Source organism: Erythrobacter sp. W36 (assembly GCF_057364935.1).
Genome location: NZ_CP200281.1, coordinates 2,933,349 through 2,953,985, shown reverse-complemented (window position 1 = coordinate 2,953,985; position 20,637 = coordinate 2,933,349). Strand labels below are relative to the sequence as shown.

The following is a 20,637-nucleotide window of genomic DNA, read 5'->3' as shown; positions in this document are numbered from 1 at the left end:
TCGCGTTGAAGCGGACGAGCAGTCTTTCAGGCTTGCAGCTTGCTACAACGGAATTGCTGCTCGTTCCGCTCTCGCCCCAAAAGGAAGTGTTTTGAGAGACTGCACGTCTGACACCAAAGACTATAGATTTGCCATTTTTCGTCTTCGGATTTTAGCTTGAGCTACGGCAAAGCGATGCAACTATTTTCCGAACAAGCGGCTAAGTCATGCAGCGCGGCATCGGTCAAAGGGCAGCAGAATAGCGACCTTCAAGCCCTTTGGCTCATTGCGCTCAAGCTTCAAAAGTCCATCGTGGCCGTCGACGATAGCCTTGGTTATTGCGAGACCGAGGCCAAGACTTCCCTGATCACTTTCTCGTGCTTCTGAAAGACGAGTAAAAGGGTCAAGGACCTTAGCTCTTTGATCGTCTGGAATACCAGGTCCGCTATCTAGGACCCAGATTGCGATGCACTCATCGCCTTTGACCAGTTCTACCTCTGCGCTTCCTGCATATTTCACCGCATTGTCAATCAGGTTTCTAATCGCACGAGCAAGAGCGATGGGGCGACAGTCGTAGTGCATGTCACCTTCGCCTTTGAAGCTAACCTGATGCCCGAGTTCCTCAAACTCGCTGCACTCACTTTCAATGAGCGCCCGTAGATCGACATGCTGCTTGGACTCAGATCTCGACTCGCCACGCACGTAGTCGAGCGCGGACGCAGTGATGCGCTCTATTTTTTCAATGCTGGCGATTATCTCCTCACGCGCTTCCTCATTTTCAATCAGCTCGGCCTTTACCCTCAAAGCCGTAAGCGGTGTACGAATATCATGGCCAACTGACGCTAGCATTTGTGTACGCCGCTTCATCTCGTCACGCACTTCGCGCTGCATCATGTTGAATCTTCTGATCGCATTCCTGATATCGCCCGGCCCGTTTTCCTCAACATCCTCCACTTCCAGATTTGAGCCAAACCGCGACACGGCTTTGGTCAAGCGAGAAAGCGGCTGCGTAAGACGGCGAACGAAGAAGATTGCGATGATGCCGACTAAAAGGAAGAAAAGATCGATCCGTATGGCAGAAAGAATTGTATCTCCACCGAAGTCGAATTTTTGCTCAGTGACGCCCAGATTGAACCATTCTCCTGTTTTGAGCCGAATACTGATCACCACGCCTTCAATCGGAAAGTTGATCTGGTCAGGTTCGCATTTGAAAAAAGCAAAATCGCGCTGGGTGAATGCGGCGTTCGCGACAGAAACGTCGTTCATCGACTTATCCAAGGATATGGACTTCGGCATCTTTCCGAAATTTGCCAGAACAGAACGCCGAATGTCCTTTGCAGCCGCTGTCTCCGACGGGTTCGCGTAGGGCTTATCCGTTACCGTGAAGCCTTCATCGCAGGACGAAGCTGTCTCAACAAATCCCGGTATTTCTTCCGGCCTCATTCGGTCTAAATTGACGACTCTAAATATTATCGTCTTGGCGATGTAATCGCTTTTCGCCCACTCCTCCGCAGAGCGAATTTGGCTGACTTGATAGACAGTAGACGCAATCAATAGGACTACAAAAGCCGACGCAAGAATCACGAGAATCTGGTTCTCAGCCGTGCCCAATGAGAAGCGAGAGCGTTGTTCCATCACGACCAAGCAAGCTCCGCTGCGAACACATAACCGCCGCCCCATTTCGTCTGAATTATCGTTGGATTCTTGGTGTCTTCCTCCAGTTTTCGCCGCAATCGACTGATCTGATTATCAATCCGGCGGTCAAACACAGGTGCGCTGACACCGCGTGTCAGGTCCATAAGCTGATCCCTCGTCAGGGCAGTGCCTGCATGCTCGATAAGAGCCAAAAGGAGGGCATGTTCTCCGGAACTTAGCGGCACCATCAGATTTTGTGGCCCGACAATCTGCTTTTGGGAAAGATCGAAACGCCAGCGATCAAACTCGACTGTACCATTCAGCCGTTCAGACCGCGGAGGGAGCATCTGCGTGCGCCGAAGCACGGTCTTTATTCGTGCCTTAAGCTCTCTTGGATTGAAAGGCTTTGCAACATAATCATCTGCGCCCAGTTCCAGTCCGACAATTCGGTCGGTATCGTCTCGCAATGCCGTCAGCAAAATGATGGGTATGCGAGTGGCGGCTTGCAATCGCTTGCAGATAGAAAATCCGTCTTCGCCTGGCATCATCACATCAAGCACAATCAGATCGATACGCGCCTTGGCCATGATTTTGTCCATTTCGCGCCCGCTCTCGGCATGGCTCACGCGGTAGCCACTCTCGCCCAGATATTTTGCAAGCGGGCGGCGGATGTCTCTCTCATCGTCGATGATTAGGATATGTGGGCTCTGCATCTCGGTCATTGGTTTAAGCCTGGCATTTGCGACGGTATTACTGGAACGAACCGCATCACGGCCAGATCTTTTGTATCCAAATGTCTCAAAATCGAATTTCAAGAAACTCTGAGACAATGTTGGCGTTGGACTGGCAGCGCTCAACCCATAGCCTTGGTGAAACGGGGATCGACAGCATCGTATCCACACATACTTGGCAAGAAGGAAGAGGAAACACCATGCATAAACTCGGCGTATTTGAGCTGAAAACGGCCCTGTATTGCTTGATTTTCGCAATCGCAGCCGTCTCCCCGGCTTCTGCGCAACAAGAATTCAGCATCGAGTCTGAAAGCACTCAGGATACTCGAGAAATTGTCGTTCATTTGCCGACGAATTATGATGCGAACAGCGAGAAGGGTTATGCTGTCATCTATATGCTGGATGCCGGTGCGGCAGATAAGATGACGGCGGAGATGGCCAGCTATTACCATTGGGGTGATTTAATGCCCGAAGTAATCGTGATTGGCCTTGAAAACGTCAATCGCGGACCAGACTTTCTGCCGCATTATTACAGTTTTGAACGTGATGGCGAGCAGGTATCTGGCAACGGTCGCAGATTGTTGTCCTATATTGAAAGCGAACTCATTCCTTTTGTGAACAGTCAGTTCAACACCAATGGCAATGATGTCTTCGCTGGGCATTCATGGGCCGGGCAGTATTTATCTTACGCACTGAGCCAATCGCCGGGTCTGTTCGATGCTTACTTCATAACCAGTCCTGCGTTTGGAGATACTGGCGAATGGAGCGACAAGACTTTTGAGGCGCTGGAAGAGGCCTTGGCACAGAATCAAGATTTTCCGGACCTAATTTATCTCAGCTCCGGCGGAGACGGATCGTCAGGGCCGTTGTCAGACGCGGGATTGCTGCCGTCTTACTATCGTTTAGCCGCCCTGCTAAGACAATATCTGCCTGACGAAGTGAAATTGGTCCATGAGATCCATGATAGTGCCAATCACACAAGTAATAGCGCATTATCCATGGCCAGAGCACTAGAGTTATATTTCGCCACTAGCTCAGAAACAGAGTGAAATAATCCAGGAGAATGGAATGACCATCAGCGAGAATTTCAAGACTCTGCTCATCTACATTCTGTTGAGCGTCGCCTCTGTAGCAAGCGCCGAAGAAGGTAATGGCCTTGAACAAGAGGTTGCTGCTGATCAGGTTCATCATGGTTTTTGGGATAATCCAGATGCAGACTATGTCTCGACAGCGTGGCCAATTGAGGAAGACAGCGATCTATTAGACATCCGAGAGGTGCCCGTACTCGGTAGCGGCTTTTTCGAGGTTGCTCCTCAGGACAGAGACGACGGCATCGCCGTCGGCGAATTGGGCGTAGACGGCGGCGACCGACAGATGGTTTTGGGTCTGGCGGAGGAATTGTCCCTCGGTCAGCATGGTGCAGTCGACAGTTTGCTTATCTCTCACAAAGGCAAGCTTGTTTTTGAGTCCTATTATCAACGGGGGCGGATCAATCTTAGCCACCCACAGGCATCAGCAACGAAAACCTACACCAGCCTCGCGCTGGGGCGCGCGATCCAGCTAGGCTATCTGACCATGGACGATCTGCACAAACCCGTGATCAGCTTCCTAAACGATATTGATCGGTCCGACCTTGTCGAAGGCGCGGACAAAGTCACGTTGCACCAAGCACTGACCATGCGCTCCGGTATTCGCATCGAAGGTGAAAAGGCAGAGGAATTTGAGCGATATCGTGACCTAATCGATGGGCAAAAACTGGTTCAGTCCATACTCGAACAGAGCGATCCGATAACCGATGAGGTGCTGACCGAGTTTGCTTACGGGAACTACAGCAGCATGATCGTGATGCAGGTTATTGATTCCGTTGTGCCCGGCAGTGCCGAGAACTTTATCAAAACCGAACTCCTCCAGAAGATGGGCATTGCGGGTTACGAATGGCGGATTGGTCTGGGCGGCCTACCTGCAGGAGGGTGGAAATCCAGTTTCACTTCGCGCGATATGCTCAAGTTTGGCACCCTCGCGATGAGCAAGGGCCAATGGAACGGTGAGCAGCTGATCGCCGAAGCGTATATCGCCAAAGCAACCAGCAGAATTCTCTATAATGGTGATGATCGTATTTATGGCGGTGGCAAAGATGTCTCTGGTCAGGGTTATGGTTACTTCTGGTGGAGCGGCGACCTGAGAGTTGGCGACAAAACCTATTTCGCGTCATCCGCGCAAGGGGGCGGTGGGCAGTTCATCATTCTGATTGAAGAACTCGATCTAGTCGTTGTGACAACAGCAGGCATGCGAGAGCCAACAGCATTGCAGATAGCGGCGGAAAAGATCGTGCCAGCTTTCGCGGACTGAGATGCCAACGTTGGGTCGCAGTGGGCGATGGTCGCAATGATTTGCACGCGAAGACTGCGGCACTGTTTCAACACAAAGAAAGGCCAAAGGAATGCAACAAAATCCAGGGTCGTATACCGCGATGATTTCCCGATCTTTGCTTGCTATCCGCGCTCTCCCAAGGATGCGTGTTTCACTCATTACAATGTTCGCGGTTTTGATTTCAGCATGTTCAAGTGACTTTTCTGTGGAGCCAACCGACGCGCGTCAGACACGTTTTGCCACTGAGTCGATACATCGGGGCACGCCATGGCACGTTACCGTCACACTTCCTGAAGGCTATGATGCCGCAAGTGAGGGTAGATATGCCCTGCTCGTGCACTTCGCGTTTGATCAGGAAAGCTATGACTGGACGCGCGAAGTGGTTGACGATTTCAACGCCGCACGAAGGTCAGCATGACATCATTCTTGCGTCGCTTGACTATGTTGATGGCTCCGTTGAAGTCGGCGACGAACAGGCGAACGAAAACGCCAACAAGACTCTGGCGCATATTGAAGATGTTGTCATTCCGTTTCTGCGTGAAAAATATCGCGTTGATGGGAACGTAATCTTTGCCGGATGGTCACGCTTTGGTCGCTTCGCCACCCATGCTCTAGCGCGCAAGCCGGAATTATTCGACGCAGCTATCATCAGGAGCAGCGCACCTGATGATAGCGACCTTCATGATCGAGTGCGCGAGATGCTGGAGAACAAGCCCCAACTCGAACTCTTTGTCTATCATTCGATCGGCACCGAAGGGAATGAAGCGGACAGACGACCAATCTTTGAGCGGTTCAAACAAGTCCTACAGGGTGCAGCCCCGAACGGGGTTCGGTGGCAGTCTGAGGTTATTGATGCGGCCGATCACGTGGATACCTTTAAACTAGGTCTGCGCTCCGGTCTCTCAGCCTATTTTGAGGCCTCCGAACAATTGCTCGACCATGACGGCGAACCGTAGACGTGAGGGCTTTCTAAAGTGGGAAGCGTCGTTAGACCCAAGAAAGTAATGCTCGTCCTCGTGATGGCAGTCACACTGTTGCCAGGGGTCGGCACACTCACTCAGTCCCATCTTGAACGCAAAGATGCGGCCCAATATCCAGCGCCAGGTGTTTTGATAGATGTGAATGGCACACGGTTGCACCTTCGTTGCATCGGTGAAGGCAGTCCGACGGCTGTAATGATTGCTGGTGCTGGCGCGCCATCAGTTGTGTCGTATGAATTGCAGGATCGCATTACGCCGCAGACAAGAGTGTGTTCGTATGACCGGACCGGGCTTGGTTGGAGCGAGCCTGCGAACCGCGAACAAGGTGTCGCCGAGGTGACACGCGACCTCCACGATCTGCTTGCCCAAGCCGGAGAAAAAGGTCCCTTCATTCTCATTGCTGAATCATTTGGAGGAATGATCGCTTTGCTAGCTGCATTGGACTGGCAAGATAACGTGGCTGGCCTTGTTTTGATTGATGCCTCAGAACCTGATCTCTGGTTTGAGAAAACAGCAGATACAATGGATGCGCTTGGGCGGCACACAGCCTTGATGAAATTTGGATGGCGTACCGGCATAGTTCGCGTTGGCCTGGAGTTAGGCCAGCCTGATTGGATTGACGAAATGTCGGTCCAGAACAGGGAATGGTTCCAAGCGATCTATTCCCGCGACATGCCCGGTTACGGAGAATACCGATCAGCTTTCAGACTCACGGATCCGACGATCTATGATCGGCTTACATCGGAAGGATTGGGGAGCCTTCCAATCACCGTTCTGGCGCATGGGAAAGTGCCGAGTGGTCTGCCCCCTGAATTTGAGGACGGATGGATGGCTGCGCAAGAAAAGCTGGCAGCATATTCAAACGCGTCCGAGCTGATCATTGCGAAAAATTCAGGTCATGCGATCGCGGGCGAAGACCCGGATCTTGTCGCGGCACAGGTCCTGCTCATGATTGAGCATCTTCGGGACCAAGACACGACAGGGTTCATCAAACAGTAGGATAGAACAGGAGCATGATAGATTGCTGAGACCCACCTTACCTTCAGTTCTGATCTTACTCGGCGCAGTGATCTCGAGTGGCTGCAGCCCAGATCAGAATGACAGCGGAGAGCTTACGGAGCCCTACTTTGGGCAAAAGCCCCCGGGCCTGGTCCCCGAGGTGTTTGCGCCCGGCATTGTATCCCTCCCCGGACGGCACGAAGGCTCCGTCTCTTTTTCTCCAGATCTTGATGAGGTCTATTTCAACGCGAACAACGAAGCCGGAGAAACGAGCATCTACTTTTCGAAGTTTGCAAGCGGCGAATGGTCTACTATTCGCAAGGCGGACTTCACCCGCGGCCGAATTGACGAAGAGATACATCCTTCCGTCACACCTGACGGCAAGAGGCTCTATTTCGCAGCGATCAGCTCAGATCTGACATACAACAAGGTTTGGTATGTTGATCGAAACGAGCGCGGGTGGAGCGAGGCAATGGAGTTGGATTCACTGATCAATGAGGATCAGGTTTTCTTTCCTAATCAATCGGCAAGCGGCGACCTTTATTACTTCAGTCTGTCGAGTTTTCAAAGTTTCCGAGCCTCTGCCCAAGGGAATGGCTTTTCTGGGATTCAACCTGTCGGGCTAGCGTTCGGTGTTCATGCCTTCATGGCGCCATCGGAGGACTATATCGTGCTGAATGCTCGGAACCAGGAAAACGAGGATCGAAACGACAATGATATCTATGTTTCTTTCAAGGCGGGTGATGGTGGATGGACCAGACCGATCAATCTGGGCGACGATATCAACTCTTATGCGGACGAAAGAGTCCCAACTATCTCCCCCGATGGAAATTTGCTCTTCTTCGGGAGAGACGAGGAAGGAGGCGACGGCGACGCTGATATCTACTGGGTCAGTACGCAGATTATCGAAAACCTGAGGCCAATGGCAAACCAAGTCGATCTACCATGATGCTGAGAGATCCGCTTGCTGCATTCTTTGATCTCGACGCGATTAAACCCTTCATCGAGACCCAGGACCCTGAAATTTCTGCAGAGCTGACCGATCTGCGAAGCAAACTGCAGTTTCGTTCATGGAGTCACGATCAAGACGCGTTGTTCGAAGACCTTGATCGAAAGGTCTACAACCAGAAGGGCTGCACGCCCTACGCTATCGCGACCTACATCATGATCGAGGCCTATTACGCAAACAAGGCTTGGGAACCGCTCGCCACAGCCTACCGTGGCCACTACTGGCCCGTGCCTGAGTGGGTGAATGTTTTTGTTGAGCATGCGAGCGCGGACGGCAGATCCGACTTGGTCGAGAAAATCTGGCGCGATGTCGCCGAGAAAACGAAGCTGCAGTTTCTTGAGTCGTACGCGGAGCGAGAAGCGTATCCCAATCTTGAGGATGTTCGAAACGGATCTGAACAGGCGAAGATCAATGCTTTGGCCGCATATGACAACTTGGCAGCGTTCTATCGAGCCACGGGGATTGAGGGCAAGCTTGTCGAGACGGTCGCGGCGCGCGAGGTTCTAAAACGGGAAGCGTTTCGAAAGCCTCTCGCAGAGCCCCTTCATCTTAAGATAGACGAGGTTGCCTTTTGGGAACTTCTTCAAGATGTCCACGCCAACTCTGCCTCTGACGAGCTCGATCCCACAGCATTGTTGGTGCGATTGGAAGAATTCAGCGGGCCAAGCATCCGTAAGTTCTATTCGCTCTACGCCAAGAATATGAAACGCTTATATCACTGGAATGTTTGGGCGCTTGCCTATGCTGCAAGAGGGGGATGCTCTGATGATGCATTTCACGACTTCCGCGTAGCCTTGATAACAAAAGGCAATCCCGATTTAGTCGATCTGGCAATTGAGCACCCAGAGGAGGCCGCAAGATATCTGATCAAAGGCGAAAACATGGTTGAATGGTCGATGTATTCCACATGCTTGGCCGCTTACCTCGCCCGCACCGGGAAAGTGCTTAAAGGCATTACTGCAGATCTATCAAAGCCCAAAGGGCGTGAATGGGATGAGGATGAATTTGAGAAGTCTCACTCAAATCTCCTAGCTGTCTTCGCCTGATTGCCAATGTCGCGAAGGTCAGAAATTAGGTCGCAGGAAGTGATTCAGATCGCATCGAAACCACGTTCGCTTTGATGGCCTTTAGCACAATAGGTAGTCCATCCGCTTCCCATCGCAGCCTAGGCCCTTAGCTTGGCCGCTTTAAAAACAGTTGGGTTGCCCTGCTGGGCAATTAAGAATACCGGAACTCTAAATCGACCGGTAGATCACTCCGATGGGGCAAGTCAGCGGACAAAGTTCGCCAGACTTCATTGTCATGACCCGTCAATTGTCATTCAAAAATCGAACAATCTGGTCTGCAACTGAGTCATGGATGAGCGATCTATCGATTTCCGCTGGATCTGCGCAAATCACGACAAACTTTACTCCCTTCTCGCTACATCGACTTAAGAAAACATAGTGGTGCGCATTAGGGATAGGGATCACTTTTGAGCTGGGAATTCGCTCGCCTAAATATCGTGCATTTGTGTCGAACGGCGCGATGGTATCCTGCTCGCCAGCAACAATCATAATCGGCTGGTCGATCTCTGCCAGCGAAACAGGTGTGAACACCTGACCAATCGCCGGTGCCAGTAGCACAAACTTCTTTATGCGCTCTTCCAAATACGAGTTGCTACTTTGTGATTGTCTAGCCCGCAAATCAGGGTCGGCCTGCAACATCAGTTCGAATTGTTCTTGAGCATCGACGAACTCGGGTTGCGGATCACAAACCGCATCCCTCGATGGACTGTCACAGAAGATGGCCAATTGCTCGAAATCAGAAATTCCTCCGGCAAGGCCAAGCATTGTGTGTCCGCCCAACGAGTAACCAACGCCGAATATGCGTTCCCGATCGATGAGATGCCCATAGACTTCGTGCCTGAAGAGCTCATCTAGCGCTACGCTGATATCTGGCATTCGTTCCCAGACCATACGAAAGCCTCGCGGATCAAATGCGTCCTCAGCAGCTGAATTTCCGTGGTGATCAACTGCGGCGACAATGTAGCCCTGCGCCGCTAGGCGCCGACCAAGCCACATCATCTGAAAAGCGGAGCCACCGGTTCCATGTGACAACAGCACTAGAGGACGCTTTCCAGTAGAATCGGCGATTGGAGCTTCGCGTGCTGCAACTCCACCCAGAAAAATCGGGTCATCCGGGGGAACTGCTATCATTTGCTGCCCAAGAGGTGTTTTTGTGGGGTACCATACTGTGACAGCGACTGGCCTTGAAGCATCGCCAGCCCAGTTACGTCGCGCATGATCTTGCAAATCATGACGCTGCATACCGACCGATGTTTCTGAATGGTCGGCTTTTGTTGGAGATTCACCAACGAGCACTAAGCCTAAAATCAACGCAGTTAGAGCTTTGATGCCTTGCAAAATTCCATCTCCGATAAATGCTACTCTTAGCCTAGACGCATTCATGGCTCTCAACGAGGGTCTCGCGGAAGTCGCTTGCCTTAGTCCTCGCACCAAGTTTCGTGCGCCTACACCTGTCAAGACTATTCTATGCAGCACTTGCAAATACGCAGCCGTCTATCCAATCGAGCTCATGAATCGAGCTCGCAGACCTGCATCAGCCTCGAATGCACCGGTGAACTTGTTCGTTATTGTATCCACCCCATGTTTGTACACACCACGCGTCGACATGCACTGGTGTTCCGCTGAAATCACAACAGCGACACCTCGAGGGCTCAGTATGGTTTCCAGCGCGTTTGCGATCTGAGAAGTCATCTTCTCCTGCACTTGTAGCCTTTTGGCATACAAATCGACCACGCGAACAAGCTTTGATAGACCGACCACTCGAGTGCTCGGTAAATATGCAACATGAGCTGAGCCGATGATCGGTGCCATGTGGTGCTCACAATAGCTTTCGAACCGGATCCCACGAAGCAGGACCATATCATCATACCCGTCGACCTCTTCGAACGTTTTTGCCAGGATTGCCGTTGGGTCGCCACTATAGCCGCTAAACCACTCTTCAAATGCTCGGACGACTCGCGAGGGTGTCTCGATAAGGCCTTCCCGGTCGGGATCATCGCCAATCCAACGGATCAGCTGGCGCACACAAAATTCTGCATCCGCCCGGGAAACAGGCGGCTTGCATTCGTCACCAGGTTCCGTGAGTTGTCTTACCTGCTCAAAAGTAGTCGATTGCATTGTAACCTCAAGCTTCTCTCTCTATGGAGCCGGGATCGGCATTTTCGGTCGGCGCTGTTGTTAGTTGAGATCTTGCGAGACTGATTTGAGGTAAGCGATGATGGCTTCTCGTTCCTTCGCGTCGCTCAAGCGAAAGCCCATTGATGTCCCTGGTGCCAATTGTGAAGGGTTTTGGAGCCAAGCATCAAGGTTTTGGGTGCTCCATTTCAAATCGAGCTCTTGAAGTGCCGCACTGTATCGAAAGCCAGGGACAGTTCCTGCTCGCCGATCATATATATCGCCGTGGCGTGGTCCCACTCGATTTTGATCCAGCGAGTGGCAAGCTCCGCACTTCTCTTGATATAAGGTTTGACCGGCAACTGACTCATCATTGGTGGACACCGTTGGGAGCGGCAACACAACCTGCTCTGGAGGGGTTGAGGTCTTTGGTGCGTTACCCGCCACCTGTCTGGCGATGGCATTATCTTGAAGCGATGAAGCTAGCTTGAGCCCTGCAAGGATTGTTACGGCCAACAGGCCCACGCTAAGCCACGCCTTCGTTCTATTTGTCATGATCGAATACCCGAACCAACTGACTTCCGTTCTCAACCAAACATGAGTGGAGCTTTGGGGATCGGTTCCCCGAGCGCGTTGGCAAGAATCGCCGCATGGAATGCTTCGTCGCCAGCCATTTGGGCAGCTACTTGATGGTAGTCATTGCCCAGCGAAGGGATCAGCCCGAGATATGCGTTGGCCGCACCGCGCTCTAGCTTCAGCGCAAGTCTTAGGACATCTTCCTGGTTCTTCAATGATCCCGCATCAAGCACCTGCGCGTAGTGGTCGAGTGTTTCTTCCTCAACCGCGCTGCCACCAAGTTGCTCAACTGCACTGATGAGCGCATCTCTGTGGCCCTTGTGATGTCCTTGAAATGTGACCCCGATATCGACTGCCGCTGGCTCCAATAGCCCGCTGGTCGCTGCAATCTGATATGCAGCAATACCCTCATGCTCTAGCGCAATAGCTGCGTTCAGAATTTCGATGTCCTGCGCTCCATTATCTGAAGGCGCGGCTTTTTCCTCGGATCGGGAGCAGCCCCCAATAAGCATAGCAATTCCTACTGCTGAAAGCGTCTTTCCAGCACCGCCCAATACGGACCGCCTCGTTGGAATAACCAGTTTTGATGAGCTCATCTTCTCGTCTCCTGCTTGTTGTCACAAATGGCTTCGACAATTCGTGCGGTCATCGCCGCGCAATCTACCCCAGCGAAGGGAATGACGTCCTCAAAGGCATCTCCGAAGCTGGCTTCCAAGTCTTTTCGAAGGAGGCGCCGGGCGCGAAATAGTCGGGATTTCACTGCCGGGGCAGTCAGACCGAGAATTTCTGAAGTTTCCGCGATGGAGATGTTTTCGATGTCCCGTAGGACAAACACCGTCCGATACTCAGACGACAGGCGAGAGATTGCTATCTTCAGCAGCTTGGAAAGTTCTGATAGCTCGATCGCCGCGCTCGGTAAATCACGCCCATCTCCGCTTGAGCTATAGTTGGCGCGGTATGCTTCAATCAGCGCAACGTCTTGGCTTTCTAGCGCGGCCCTTTGCGCGCTCAATGAACGCTTTCGATCGATTGAGGCGTTCAGCACAATCCGCGTGAGCCACGTTGAGATAGAGGACTTGCCTTCGTATTTGGTAATTGATCGGAATGCCTTGATGTAGGCTTCTTGCACGACGTCTTCGGCTTCCGAATGGTTGCGCAGGACGCTCCAAGCCGTTCTGAACATCCGCTGGTTATTCCGGGTCGTAATCAGGGCAACAGCGCGGGCATCTCCGTCCTCTGCGTATCGAGCGAGCTCACGATCTTCCATGTTTTCGTAGTCGACAGCTAGCTTGTTCATCGGCCTATTCTGATCTCTTGTTCAACTGTTTGACGGAACGTGCCGCAAAAAGTTTCAGAGTCAGAGCGTTTTCGTTGCCGTCAATTGTGGATCCTACAGCGATTTCGCGGTGCTAGTGGCTTATGATAATTTTGCGAAAGTCTTCGCAAAGCACTCTATTGCTTCAATCGACCGCCTAGAATGTCCGAATTTGGGTCGTAAGCGGAGCGTCGGCTTTTCAGGCTCTGCCTGCCTAAACCAGACATTCTGCAATCGGCCCAGAAGTTGCCATCTGAAGCCAAGTCGATGGACGAGCCCGAAACGACTGAAACTGAGCCGCTTGCCGAAGGTCTGGAAGTCATCGCACTGTCCAGAGAAGAGCCGATCCGAACAATTTTGGACAGTTGCGAACTTTTATGGACGTACGAGCTCGCAAAACCCGCTGATTTTCTGGGGAAAAATCACGGTTTGCACTTATATTTCACTTACGGGCCTCCTCGGCGAAATTGTGCAGCGCGGCAAGTGCTTGAAAAGGCTGGCGCACCCGACAGGATTCGAACCTGTGACCTCTGCCTTCGGAGGGCAGCGCTCTATCCAGCTGAGCTACGGGTGCCGTGACGCCTCATGGCATCTGGGGCGCGCCTCTAGCAAGCTCCTCAGCGCCGCACCACCCAAAAACGCGTGCTAGCGCGCATTTGGCCGCGCGCGGTTAACCGATCGGCAACTCGCGCAGGCTAGTCCTGATGGCCTTATGTCAGCATTCTATCCCGACCAAGCCCGCGCCATGCGCCGCACCGCCGCCGCGCCCAAGCCACACGCCCAATTTGCGCAAAATTGGCAGCGCCTGCACGATCAGGCTGGCGAAGTGGCGGAGCTTGCCGGAATATCTCGCGAGAAATTTGAGGGCGAGATCGCTGCGTTCCCCGGTCATCTCTGTGATGCTGGTGAAGCAGCCCAAGAACTCGCCTGGCAGGGGATCGAGGACATTGATGCAATGCTGCAGCCGGGGCTAACCGCTCTGCGCACAATCACCGCGCGCGGCCAGGATGCGTCGGTACCGGCGCTGGCGCTGTGGCGGGAATTTCACTGCGCGCGCGGCGCGATCCTGCGTCTGACCGGCGCGGATCACAGCGCCGCTATCGGGCGCAATGCCGCCTGAAAATTGAGCCGAATATGACGCAAGAGGCTTGACCAAGTTCTTGCTATGTTCCAGTTTCACTGAATGACCAGTGAGACCTCCACCGTTATCGATTCGCAGCGCCCCACCGGCGCGGCGGCCAGCCCGCCCCCTGTGACCGCCAAAGAAGCGGCGCGCGGGATCATGCGGCTGTTTGCGCGCAATGGCATTTGGTGCCTGCCGGAAATGCCGCTCAAAAACGGGCGGCGCGCGGATTTAATGGGGGTCGATGCCAAAGGGCAGATCGTGATCGTCGAGATCAAGGTCGCGCGCAGTGATTTGCTCGGCGATAGCAAATGGCCGGATTACCTCGATTTTTGCGACCGCTTTTTCTGGGGCCTGGCCCCGGGATTGGATCGCAGCCCGCTGGACAGTGAGGCCTATCAGCCCGATGTCTGCGGCGTGATCGTTGCCGATGGCTATGACGCAGAAATCCTGCGCCATGCGCCGTTGCAACCGCTCGCCCCGGCGCGCCGCAAAGCTCAAGTTGAGCGCCTGGCCAGAGCGGCGATGCGGCGGCACACGGCGATACTCGATCCTGATTGCAGTGATCTGGCGCTCGGTTAGGTCTGCGAGCAGCCGGGCGCACAAGCCCATGGGCAAAGCGGCCATTCTCAGTCATACTCGGCGCGATGGGCACGGTTTATGATTGAAGGCTACAGCATCCCGGCCACGATTGCGCTGGGCAGTGCGGCGGTGACGGTGATCATCGCCCTGCGCTATCTGCTGACCAGCGGATTGTTTGACCTCATAACCCGCAAGGTGCGGCCCGGATTGTATGACGGGCAAGGCAAGCAGATCGCGCGCGAAATACGCTGGTCGCTGCTGTCCGCTGGCATATTCGGCGTGCCCGCCGCCGCCGCGATTTGGAGCTGGCGGCATCACGGCCTCACATTCCTTTACAGCGATGTGAGCGATTATCCGCTGTGGTATCTGCCGGTGTCGCTGGTGCTGTATCTGCTGGCGCATGACACCTGGTTTTACTGGACCCACCGGCTGATGCACCGCCCGCGCTGGTTCAAGCTGGCGCACCGCGTCCACCATGACAGCCGCCCGCCGACCGCCTGGACCGCGATGAGCTTTCACCCGATTGAAGCGGTGAGCGGCGCGGTGATCATCCCGCTGCTGATGTTTATCATCCCCATTCACGTCGTGACTTTGGGCATTGTCCTGACTGTGATGACGGTGATGGGCGTGACCAATCACATGGGGTGGGAGATATTTCCGCGCTGGGTTGTTCACTCTGCGTTGGGGAATTGGGTGATAACAGCCAGCCACCACGAGCGACATCATGAGGATTATCGATGCAATTTCGGGCTTTATTTCAGAATATGGGACAGAATTTGCAAAACCGACACCGGATTGTCGCGCCGCATAGTCGAACAGGCCGGACGCGCGCCGGGATGAGCCGGATCATCGCCGCCAGCCTGATCGCGGGCACCGCTGCGACCGGCTTGGCTGCGCTTACCAGGCGAGCGAGGTGGAGATTTCGGTCACCAATATTCGCTCGACGAAGGGCGTGGTGCGCGCCTGTCTGACCAAGCAAAAACAAAGCTTTCCCAATTGCCGCAAGGACCCGAACGCCCTGCGCGTGGTCGTGCCCGCCACCAAGAATGCGAAGATCCGCTTCACCGGCGTTGCCCCGGGCAGCTATGCGATTGCGCTGCTGCATGATGAGAATGACAATGGCAAAGCGGACCGCGCGCTTGGCATGATGCCTAAGGAAGGGTTCGGCTTTTCTCGCGACGCCAAGGTTCGCATGGGCCCGCCCAAATATAAGGACGCCGTGTTTGAGCATGGCACCGCCAATCAGGCGATGACGATCAAGATGCGTTATATGCTCTGAATGATTGCAGTGGGCACTTTGGCTGGCTGACGCCAACGCGCCGATGAGCTCTAGACGAGGCGCGTTCTTAACCGCCAGACTAGGTAAAACCCCGCGACGTCAATCCAGCAAAGCGGCGGCGTGCGAGCGCGAAGATGTCAAATTTTATGACGGCACAACTTTCCCGCGCAACTTAACGACATGTTTACCATGCACCTTCAAAACGCTTCCAAGAACCGTTTAACAAGGGGCAAATACGGGCCATGGACAATCTTCGGGGCGCTTTCGATTCTACGGAACCAGCCGACGACAATCAGGATTGGGATACCGGTGAAGAGCAGGACGCACGCGACCTGCCGCCGGATTCGATCGGCCAGGATGAGCGCCGCATGCAAGTGCGCGCCTATAATCACTGGGCCAGCCTGCTGGGCGAGCGCAACTTCCCCGCGATTGATTCGCTAGAACCGGAAAATCTGCCCGATTTCGGGCCCTATTCCGTCGTGCTCGATTTCTCGGGCGGCATTGATGATCCCGCTGTGCGCTTCCTGGGCGGCCTGCTCGCCGAAGAATGCGGCGCAGAAGGCCATATCTCCCAGCTTTCCGATGTTCCGCCGCGCTCTTTGCTGAGCCGGATCACCGATCACTACATGCAAATTCTCGCCAATCAGGCCCCGATTGGTTTTGAAGCAGAGTTTGTGAACCAGCGCGGCATTGCGATCCTCTATCGCGGTATTCTGCTGCCGTTTTCCAGTAATGATGACACCATCGATTTCATCTATGGCGTGATCAATTGGAAGGAAATGGCCGACCAAGTGACAGCCGATGAGCTGCTGCTTGAGATCGATCAGGCGCTGGAAAGCGAAGAAGAAATCGAAGCTGAAGCGGATGAACCGCAAAAGCATGCTGCCGACGCTCTGTCTGAGTGGGCCGATTCGCCTGCGACCGAAATGAGCGAAGCAGCAAACGCCGAAGCTCCTGAGCCAGCAGTGCTGGGGCTGAATGAGACGGCTGAAGAGAAAAAGTCACCGCTCGACCTCGGCGAATTTGCCAGCATGGCCTCCATTGGCGGCGCGGCAGGTTCCACTGACGACTATGACGACGAAGACGAGGATTACGGCGAAGAGGACAGCGAAGATCTGCCTATGCCGACCTTCGGCGATTACGGCCTCGACGAGCCGGACGAAGAGGAAGAGGACGAAGACTCCTCAGCCGATTACAGCTTTGCCTCGCTGACCGATTACATCGAAGCGCCGACCAAAAAGGCCAAAGCGCTGGAAATGGATCCGGACGAGCTTGAAAGCGAAAACGCTGAGATGGGCTCAGGCGAATACAATCCAGCCGATTACGATCCGAGCGATTTCACTCCGGCAGAATACAATGCTGGCAATGATGATGCGGCGGATTACGCCGATGATCACGCAGAGCCAGAGCATGCAGAGCCAGCCAATGACCTGCGCCCGCTCAACCCCGTTCCTGCTGAGCCCATTGTCAGCGAGCCTGAGCCAGTGGCTGAAGAAGCCCCTGTGGAAGAGCCTGTCGCTGACGAACCAGAGATCACTGCGCCTGAGCCAGTTGCCGGGCCTGTGGCCGAAACCCCTGCTCCAGCAGTGGTAGAGGAATCGCCCGCCGTGCCAGCAGTGCCGCAACCCGCCTCGCTCGACGAAGTGGCTGATGCGATCAGCCTTGCTGACGATCTGCCAGAGGACGCAGGCCTTTACGATTGCCTCGCCTCAGCGCGCGAACTCGCTGAGACCGCGAACGCAAGCGAAGATCGCAGCCGTCAAGCGCTCTATGCCGCTGTTGGCCGCGCCTATGACTTTTCGCTCGCCGCCAAGGATGCGCCAGAGGATTATGAGGAACTGATCGCGGAAAGCGGCCTAACCGTCCAAGAACGCGCGCCAATGACCCCGGTTGTGAAACTGGTGTTCGGCAGCGATTACGACAAAACGCGTCTCACCGAATATGCGACCGTCCTGACCCATGCGCACCGCGTTGGTCTGGAGCGGGGCAGCCTCGCTGGCTTCCTGCGCGAAGCGGAAGGCGGCCTTAAAGGCGTCGTCAGCACAGAGCGCCGTCTGCGCCGCGAAGAAGCGGGCAAGCCAGTGGAAGACGCTGGTCAAGTCCGCGCTGAGCTGGCCAATAAGCTGCGCGAGCTTGAAGCTCTCACCTTGGAAGCGTTGGGACATGAAGGGCCAGAATTTGGCCTGGTCATGGTCCGCCGCAATGAGCTCGGCGAAGTCGAACTGCTGGGCGAGATTGAGCAAGACATTCCAATGATCGAGCGCGCTGCTCGCAAGCTGATCGGCTAACACCGCCTCAGCGCATTTACAGCCTCGCGAATTTTTGACGCCTTCGGCCCTATACGCATGGGACCGGAGGCGTTATCGCGCGCGCTCAATTCAATCGAGAACCTCGCGGCGAACGCTGGCACAATTGGGTGTGCCGCGCTGCGCCAGAGGCCTTTGGGGCATGCAATGAAAAGCAAGAAGGTGCGCATTATGCTGTGGGTGCTTGCCGCGATCGTGGCGCTGGTTTTGGCAGGCGGATTGGCGCTGCAATTTGCGATTTCACGCAATGGACCCGCGGTGCTGACTGCGGTCGACCGGCTGACCGGCGGCACGCATAATGTTGCGCTGCTCACCGAGGCCTCTTTCGGCGAGAGCGAGGCGCAAAACCTGTTTGTCTGGGGCCCCGAAAATGCGGGCGATGACGCAGCGAAGCGCCCGGTCCTATTGTTCGTTCACGGAGGCAGCTGGCGCTCCGGCGATCCGGCAGACTATGGGTTTATGGGACGCGCCTTCGTGCCCAAGGGCTTTGTCGTCGTGCTCGCCGGATACCGCATGCACCCGGACGTGGTCTATCCCGCCATGCTGGAAGACGCCGCCGGTGCAATCGCCTGGACCAAGGCGGAGATTGAGCAATTTGGCGGCGATCCAGAGCAGATCTTCGTCGCTGGCCATTCTGCCGGGGCTTACAACGTGATGATGGCGGCGCTGGAAGAGCAATGGCTCGGCGCGCGCGGGCTAGCCATCAGTGACATCGCTGGCGTGGTCGGCCTGTCTGGCCCTTACGATTTTTATCCGTTCGACAGCGATTCGACGATCAACTCGTTCGGCCCGGCTGAAGATCCAGAGGCGACCCAGCCGGTCAATCACATTCGCGGCGATGCCCCGCCGATGCTGCTGATCCACGGCGAGGCGGACACGGTCGTCAACCCGCGCAACACCCGCGAGTTGGAGAAGCGGATTACGGCGGCTGGCGGCAGCGTGCAGACCAAATTCTATCCTGAAATGAACCACACGGACCCGCTGGTTTCGATGGCCGCGCCATGGCGAAATTCACGCGATGTGGACGATACAATCGCGCAATTTGCGAAAGAAGTTGCCGCGCGGGCAAAGACTTCAGTTCCGGTTCAGGACGAGATCGCGCTAGTCCTGCGGGCATGCGCGCGCTTTTGCACCCTTTCGCCCAGCCTTCCTCTCGCCTCGCGGCGGCAGCGTTTGCGCTGATTGCCAGTTTTGCGCTGGCAGTAGAGACTGCCTCTGCGCAATCGATCCTGCGCGATGCGGAGACTGAGGCGCTGCTGGCCGATATGGCCGCGCCGCTGATTGAAGCCTCGGAGCTGGAGCCGGGCAATGTCGATATTGTCCTGATCAATGACCCCTCGATCAACGCCTTCGTTGCAGGCGGCCAAGTGGTCTACATCCATTCCGGCCTGATCGATGCGGCCGACACCGCCAATGAAGTGCAGGGCGTGATCGCGCACGAGCTCGGCCACATCACTGGCGGGCACATCGTGCGCTTTAACGAGGGCACCACCGCTGCCAGCAACATCTCCATCCTCTCGCTGCTGATTGGCGTTGGCGCGGCTCTGGCCGGGGCCGGCGATGCCGCGATCGGCGCGATTATGGCGGGCCAACGCGCGGCACTTGGCCGTTTCCTGGCCTTTAGCCGGGTGCAAGAAAGCGCCGCTGATGCCGCGGGCGCACGTTACCTCTCAGAGGCGGGCATTTCGGGCCGCGGCTCAATCGCATTCTTTGAGAAACTCCAAGGTCAGGCGCGCCGTTATGGCTATGCCCGCGATGACGAAGCCGAGTTCACCCGCACCCACCCGCTTTCAAGCAATCGCATCGCCCGCCTGCGCGAGGTCTACACGGTCGATCCCGCATGGGACGCACCCGATGATGCCGCGCTTCAGGCCCGGTTCGAGCGCGTGAAGGCCAAGCTTTATGGCTTTTTGCAAGATCCCAAGCGCACGCTCAACCGTTTCCCTGAAAGCGACACGAGCGTGGCGGCGCGCTATGCCCGCGCCTATGCCTATCACAAGGATGCGCAGATCGAGCGCGCTCTGGCAGAGGCCGACGGCCTGCTCGCCATCAATGCGGACAATCCGTATTTCCTCGAAGTGAAGGGGCAAATCCTGCTCGAATCCGGCAAGCCGGAAGAGGCGCTGATCCCGCTGCGCCGCGCGACCGATATCACGCTCAACCAGCCGCTGATCGCATCGATGTTTGGCCACGCTCTGATCGCGACCGAGGATGATGCGAACTTTGCCGAGGCAGAGCGCGTGCTGCGCGCCGCCGTCTCGCGCGACCGGCTCAATCCGTTCGCCTGGTATCAACTCGGCGTGGTCTATGCTGCGCGCGGGGACATGCCGCGTGCCCGCCTCGCCAGCGCAGAGCAGCAGGTGATGACCCGGCGATACCCAGAGGCCTTGCGCAGCGCGCAGGCCGCCGAAGCAGGATTACCCGTGGGCACGCCCGATTGGATCAGAGCGCAGGACATTTCACTGCAAGCGCGCAGCGAACTGGAACGGCTGCGCGATAGCCGCTAAAGCTCAGGCAAAAGCAGCCCAGAGCAACCATGCTTTTGCTGGCCGCACAAAAATTGGGAACAGC

The 20,637-nt window shown here is 55.2% G+C and carries 20 protein-coding genes and 1 tRNA gene; 13 read left to right on the top strand and 8 right to left on the bottom strand.

Features of this window, described 5'->3' with window-relative positions; all coding sequences use genetic code 11:
* Positions 1–204: 204 nt before the first annotated feature.
* Both AC0V6U_RS14575 and AC0V6U_RS14570 read right to left on the bottom strand, forming a co-directional pair.
* Entirely contained in the window at positions 205–1,614 is a 1,410-nt protein-coding gene (locus AC0V6U_RS14575) for an ATP-binding protein (RefSeq protein WP_472645783.1), read from the bottom strand.
* Positions 1,614–2,429: a response regulator gene (locus tag AC0V6U_RS14570; protein ID WP_472643856.1), complete on the bottom strand. Its 816-nt coding sequence runs from the start codon at positions 2,427–2,429 to the stop codon at positions 1,614–1,616. The genes AC0V6U_RS14575 and AC0V6U_RS14570 overlap by 1 nt, the downstream gene beginning before the upstream one ends.
* A gap of 14 nt (positions 2,430–2,443) precedes the next feature.
* Between AC0V6U_RS14570 and AC0V6U_RS14565 the strand changes: the two genes are divergently transcribed.
* The 6 genes from AC0V6U_RS14565 (at position 2,444) to AC0V6U_RS14540 (ending at position 8,749) form a co-directional block, all read left to right on the top strand.
* On the top strand, positions 2,444–3,394 hold the full coding sequence (locus AC0V6U_RS14565; RefSeq protein WP_472643855.1) for an alpha/beta hydrolase: 951 nt from the start codon (positions 2,444–2,446) through the stop codon (positions 3,392–3,394).
* 19 nt (positions 3,395–3,413) lie between these two features.
* Positions 3,414–4,694, top strand: coding sequence for a serine hydrolase domain-containing protein (locus AC0V6U_RS14560; protein WP_472643854.1), 1,281 nt, complete (start codon positions 3,414–3,416; stop codon positions 4,692–4,694).
* A gap of 404 nt (positions 4,695–5,098) precedes the next feature.
* A complete protein-coding gene (locus AC0V6U_RS14555; protein WP_472643853.1) occupies positions 5,099–5,671 on the top strand; it encodes an alpha/beta hydrolase in 573 nt (190 codons plus the stop codon).
* A 48-nt stretch (positions 5,672–5,719) separates the two neighbouring features.
* Positions 5,720–6,694 (top strand): alpha/beta fold hydrolase, encoded by a 975-nt coding sequence (locus AC0V6U_RS14550; protein ID WP_472643852.1) that lies wholly within the window; start codon positions 5,720–5,722, stop codon positions 6,692–6,694.
* A gap of 22 nt (positions 6,695–6,716) precedes the next feature.
* Positions 6,717–7,643: a hypothetical protein gene (locus AC0V6U_RS14545; RefSeq protein WP_472643851.1), complete on the top strand. Its 927-nt coding sequence runs from the start codon at positions 6,717–6,719 to the stop codon at positions 7,641–7,643.
* Entirely contained in the window at positions 7,640–8,749 is a 1,110-nt protein-coding gene (locus tag AC0V6U_RS14540; RefSeq protein WP_472643850.1) for a DUF4240 domain-containing protein, read from the top strand. Before AC0V6U_RS14545 ends, AC0V6U_RS14540 begins: the two co-directional genes overlap by 4 nt.
* A gap of 264 nt (positions 8,750–9,013) precedes the next feature.
* Here the strand turns inward: AC0V6U_RS14540 and AC0V6U_RS14535 are convergent, their stop codons facing one another.
* The 6 genes from AC0V6U_RS14535 to AC0V6U_RS14510 form a co-directional block, all read right to left on the bottom strand.
* On the bottom strand, positions 9,014–10,108 hold the full coding sequence (locus AC0V6U_RS14535) for an alpha/beta hydrolase family protein (RefSeq protein WP_472643849.1): 1,095 nt from the start codon (positions 10,106–10,108) through the stop codon (positions 9,014–9,016).
* 156 nt (positions 10,109–10,264) lie between these two features.
* The gene (gene folE, locus AC0V6U_RS14530; RefSeq protein ID WP_472643848.1) at positions 10,265–10,888 is read right to left on the bottom strand and encodes a GTP cyclohydrolase I FolE; all 624 of its coding nucleotides are present in this window, start codon (positions 10,886–10,888) and stop codon (positions 10,265–10,267) included.
* A gap of 60 nt (positions 10,889–10,948) precedes the next feature.
* Positions 10,949–11,440 carry a c-type cytochrome gene (locus tag AC0V6U_RS14525; protein WP_472643847.1) on the bottom strand — a complete coding sequence of 164 codons (492 nt, stop codon included), beginning with the start codon at positions 11,438–11,440 and terminating at the stop codon, positions 10,949–10,951.
* Positions 11,441–11,472: 32 nt separating this feature from the next.
* The gene (locus AC0V6U_RS14520; protein ID WP_472643846.1) at positions 11,473–12,057 is read right to left on the bottom strand and encodes a ferritin-like domain-containing protein; all 585 of its coding nucleotides are present in this window, start codon (positions 12,055–12,057) and stop codon (positions 11,473–11,475) included.
* Entirely contained in the window at positions 12,054–12,758 is a 705-nt protein-coding gene (locus tag AC0V6U_RS14515) for an RNA polymerase sigma factor (protein ID WP_472643845.1), read from the bottom strand. Before AC0V6U_RS14515 ends, AC0V6U_RS14520 begins: the two co-directional genes overlap by 4 nt.
* A 515-nt stretch (positions 12,759–13,273) precedes the next feature.
* A tRNA-Arg gene (locus tag AC0V6U_RS14510) sits at positions 13,274–13,350 on the bottom strand.
* 171 nt (positions 13,351–13,521) lie between these two features.
* On the opposite strand from AC0V6U_RS14510, the gene AC0V6U_RS14505 reads away from it, so the two are divergent.
* The 7 genes from AC0V6U_RS14505 to AC0V6U_RS14475 all read left to right on the top strand — a co-directional run bounded on the left by AC0V6U_RS14505 (position 13,522) and on the right by AC0V6U_RS14475 (position 20,573).
* Positions 13,522–13,896, top strand: coding sequence for a hypothetical protein (locus AC0V6U_RS14505; RefSeq protein WP_486169509.1), 375 nt, complete (start codon positions 13,522–13,524; stop codon positions 13,894–13,896).
* Positions 13,897–13,959: 63 nt separating this feature from the next.
* On the top strand, positions 13,960–14,481 hold the full coding sequence (locus tag AC0V6U_RS14500; RefSeq protein WP_486169508.1) for an MmcB family DNA repair protein: 522 nt from the start codon (positions 13,960–13,962) through the stop codon (positions 14,479–14,481).
* Between the two features lie 78 nt (positions 14,482–14,559).
* Positions 14,560–15,321, top strand: a complete 762-nt coding sequence (locus AC0V6U_RS14495; RefSeq protein WP_472643843.1) for a sterol desaturase family protein — start codon at positions 14,560–14,562, stop codon at positions 15,319–15,321.
* 73 nt (positions 15,322–15,394) lie between these two features.
* Positions 15,395–15,760 (top strand): DUF2141 domain-containing protein, encoded by a 366-nt coding sequence (locus AC0V6U_RS14490; protein ID WP_472643842.1) that lies wholly within the window; start codon positions 15,395–15,397, stop codon positions 15,758–15,760.
* A gap of 242 nt (positions 15,761–16,002) precedes the next feature.
* Positions 16,003–18,048 carry a PAS domain-containing protein gene (locus tag AC0V6U_RS14485; RefSeq protein WP_472643841.1) on the top strand — a complete coding sequence of 682 codons (2,046 nt, stop codon included), beginning with the start codon at positions 16,003–16,005 and terminating at the stop codon, positions 18,046–18,048.
* A gap of 165 nt (positions 18,049–18,213) precedes the next feature.
* A complete protein-coding gene (locus tag AC0V6U_RS14480) occupies positions 18,214–19,248 on the top strand; it encodes an alpha/beta hydrolase (RefSeq protein WP_472643840.1) in 1,035 nt (344 codons plus the stop codon).
* On the top strand, positions 19,182–20,573 hold the full coding sequence (locus tag AC0V6U_RS14475; RefSeq protein WP_472643839.1) for a M48 family metalloprotease: 1,392 nt from the start codon (positions 19,182–19,184) through the stop codon (positions 20,571–20,573). Before AC0V6U_RS14480 ends, AC0V6U_RS14475 begins: the two co-directional genes overlap by 67 nt.
* Positions 20,574–20,637 lie beyond the last annotated feature (64 nt).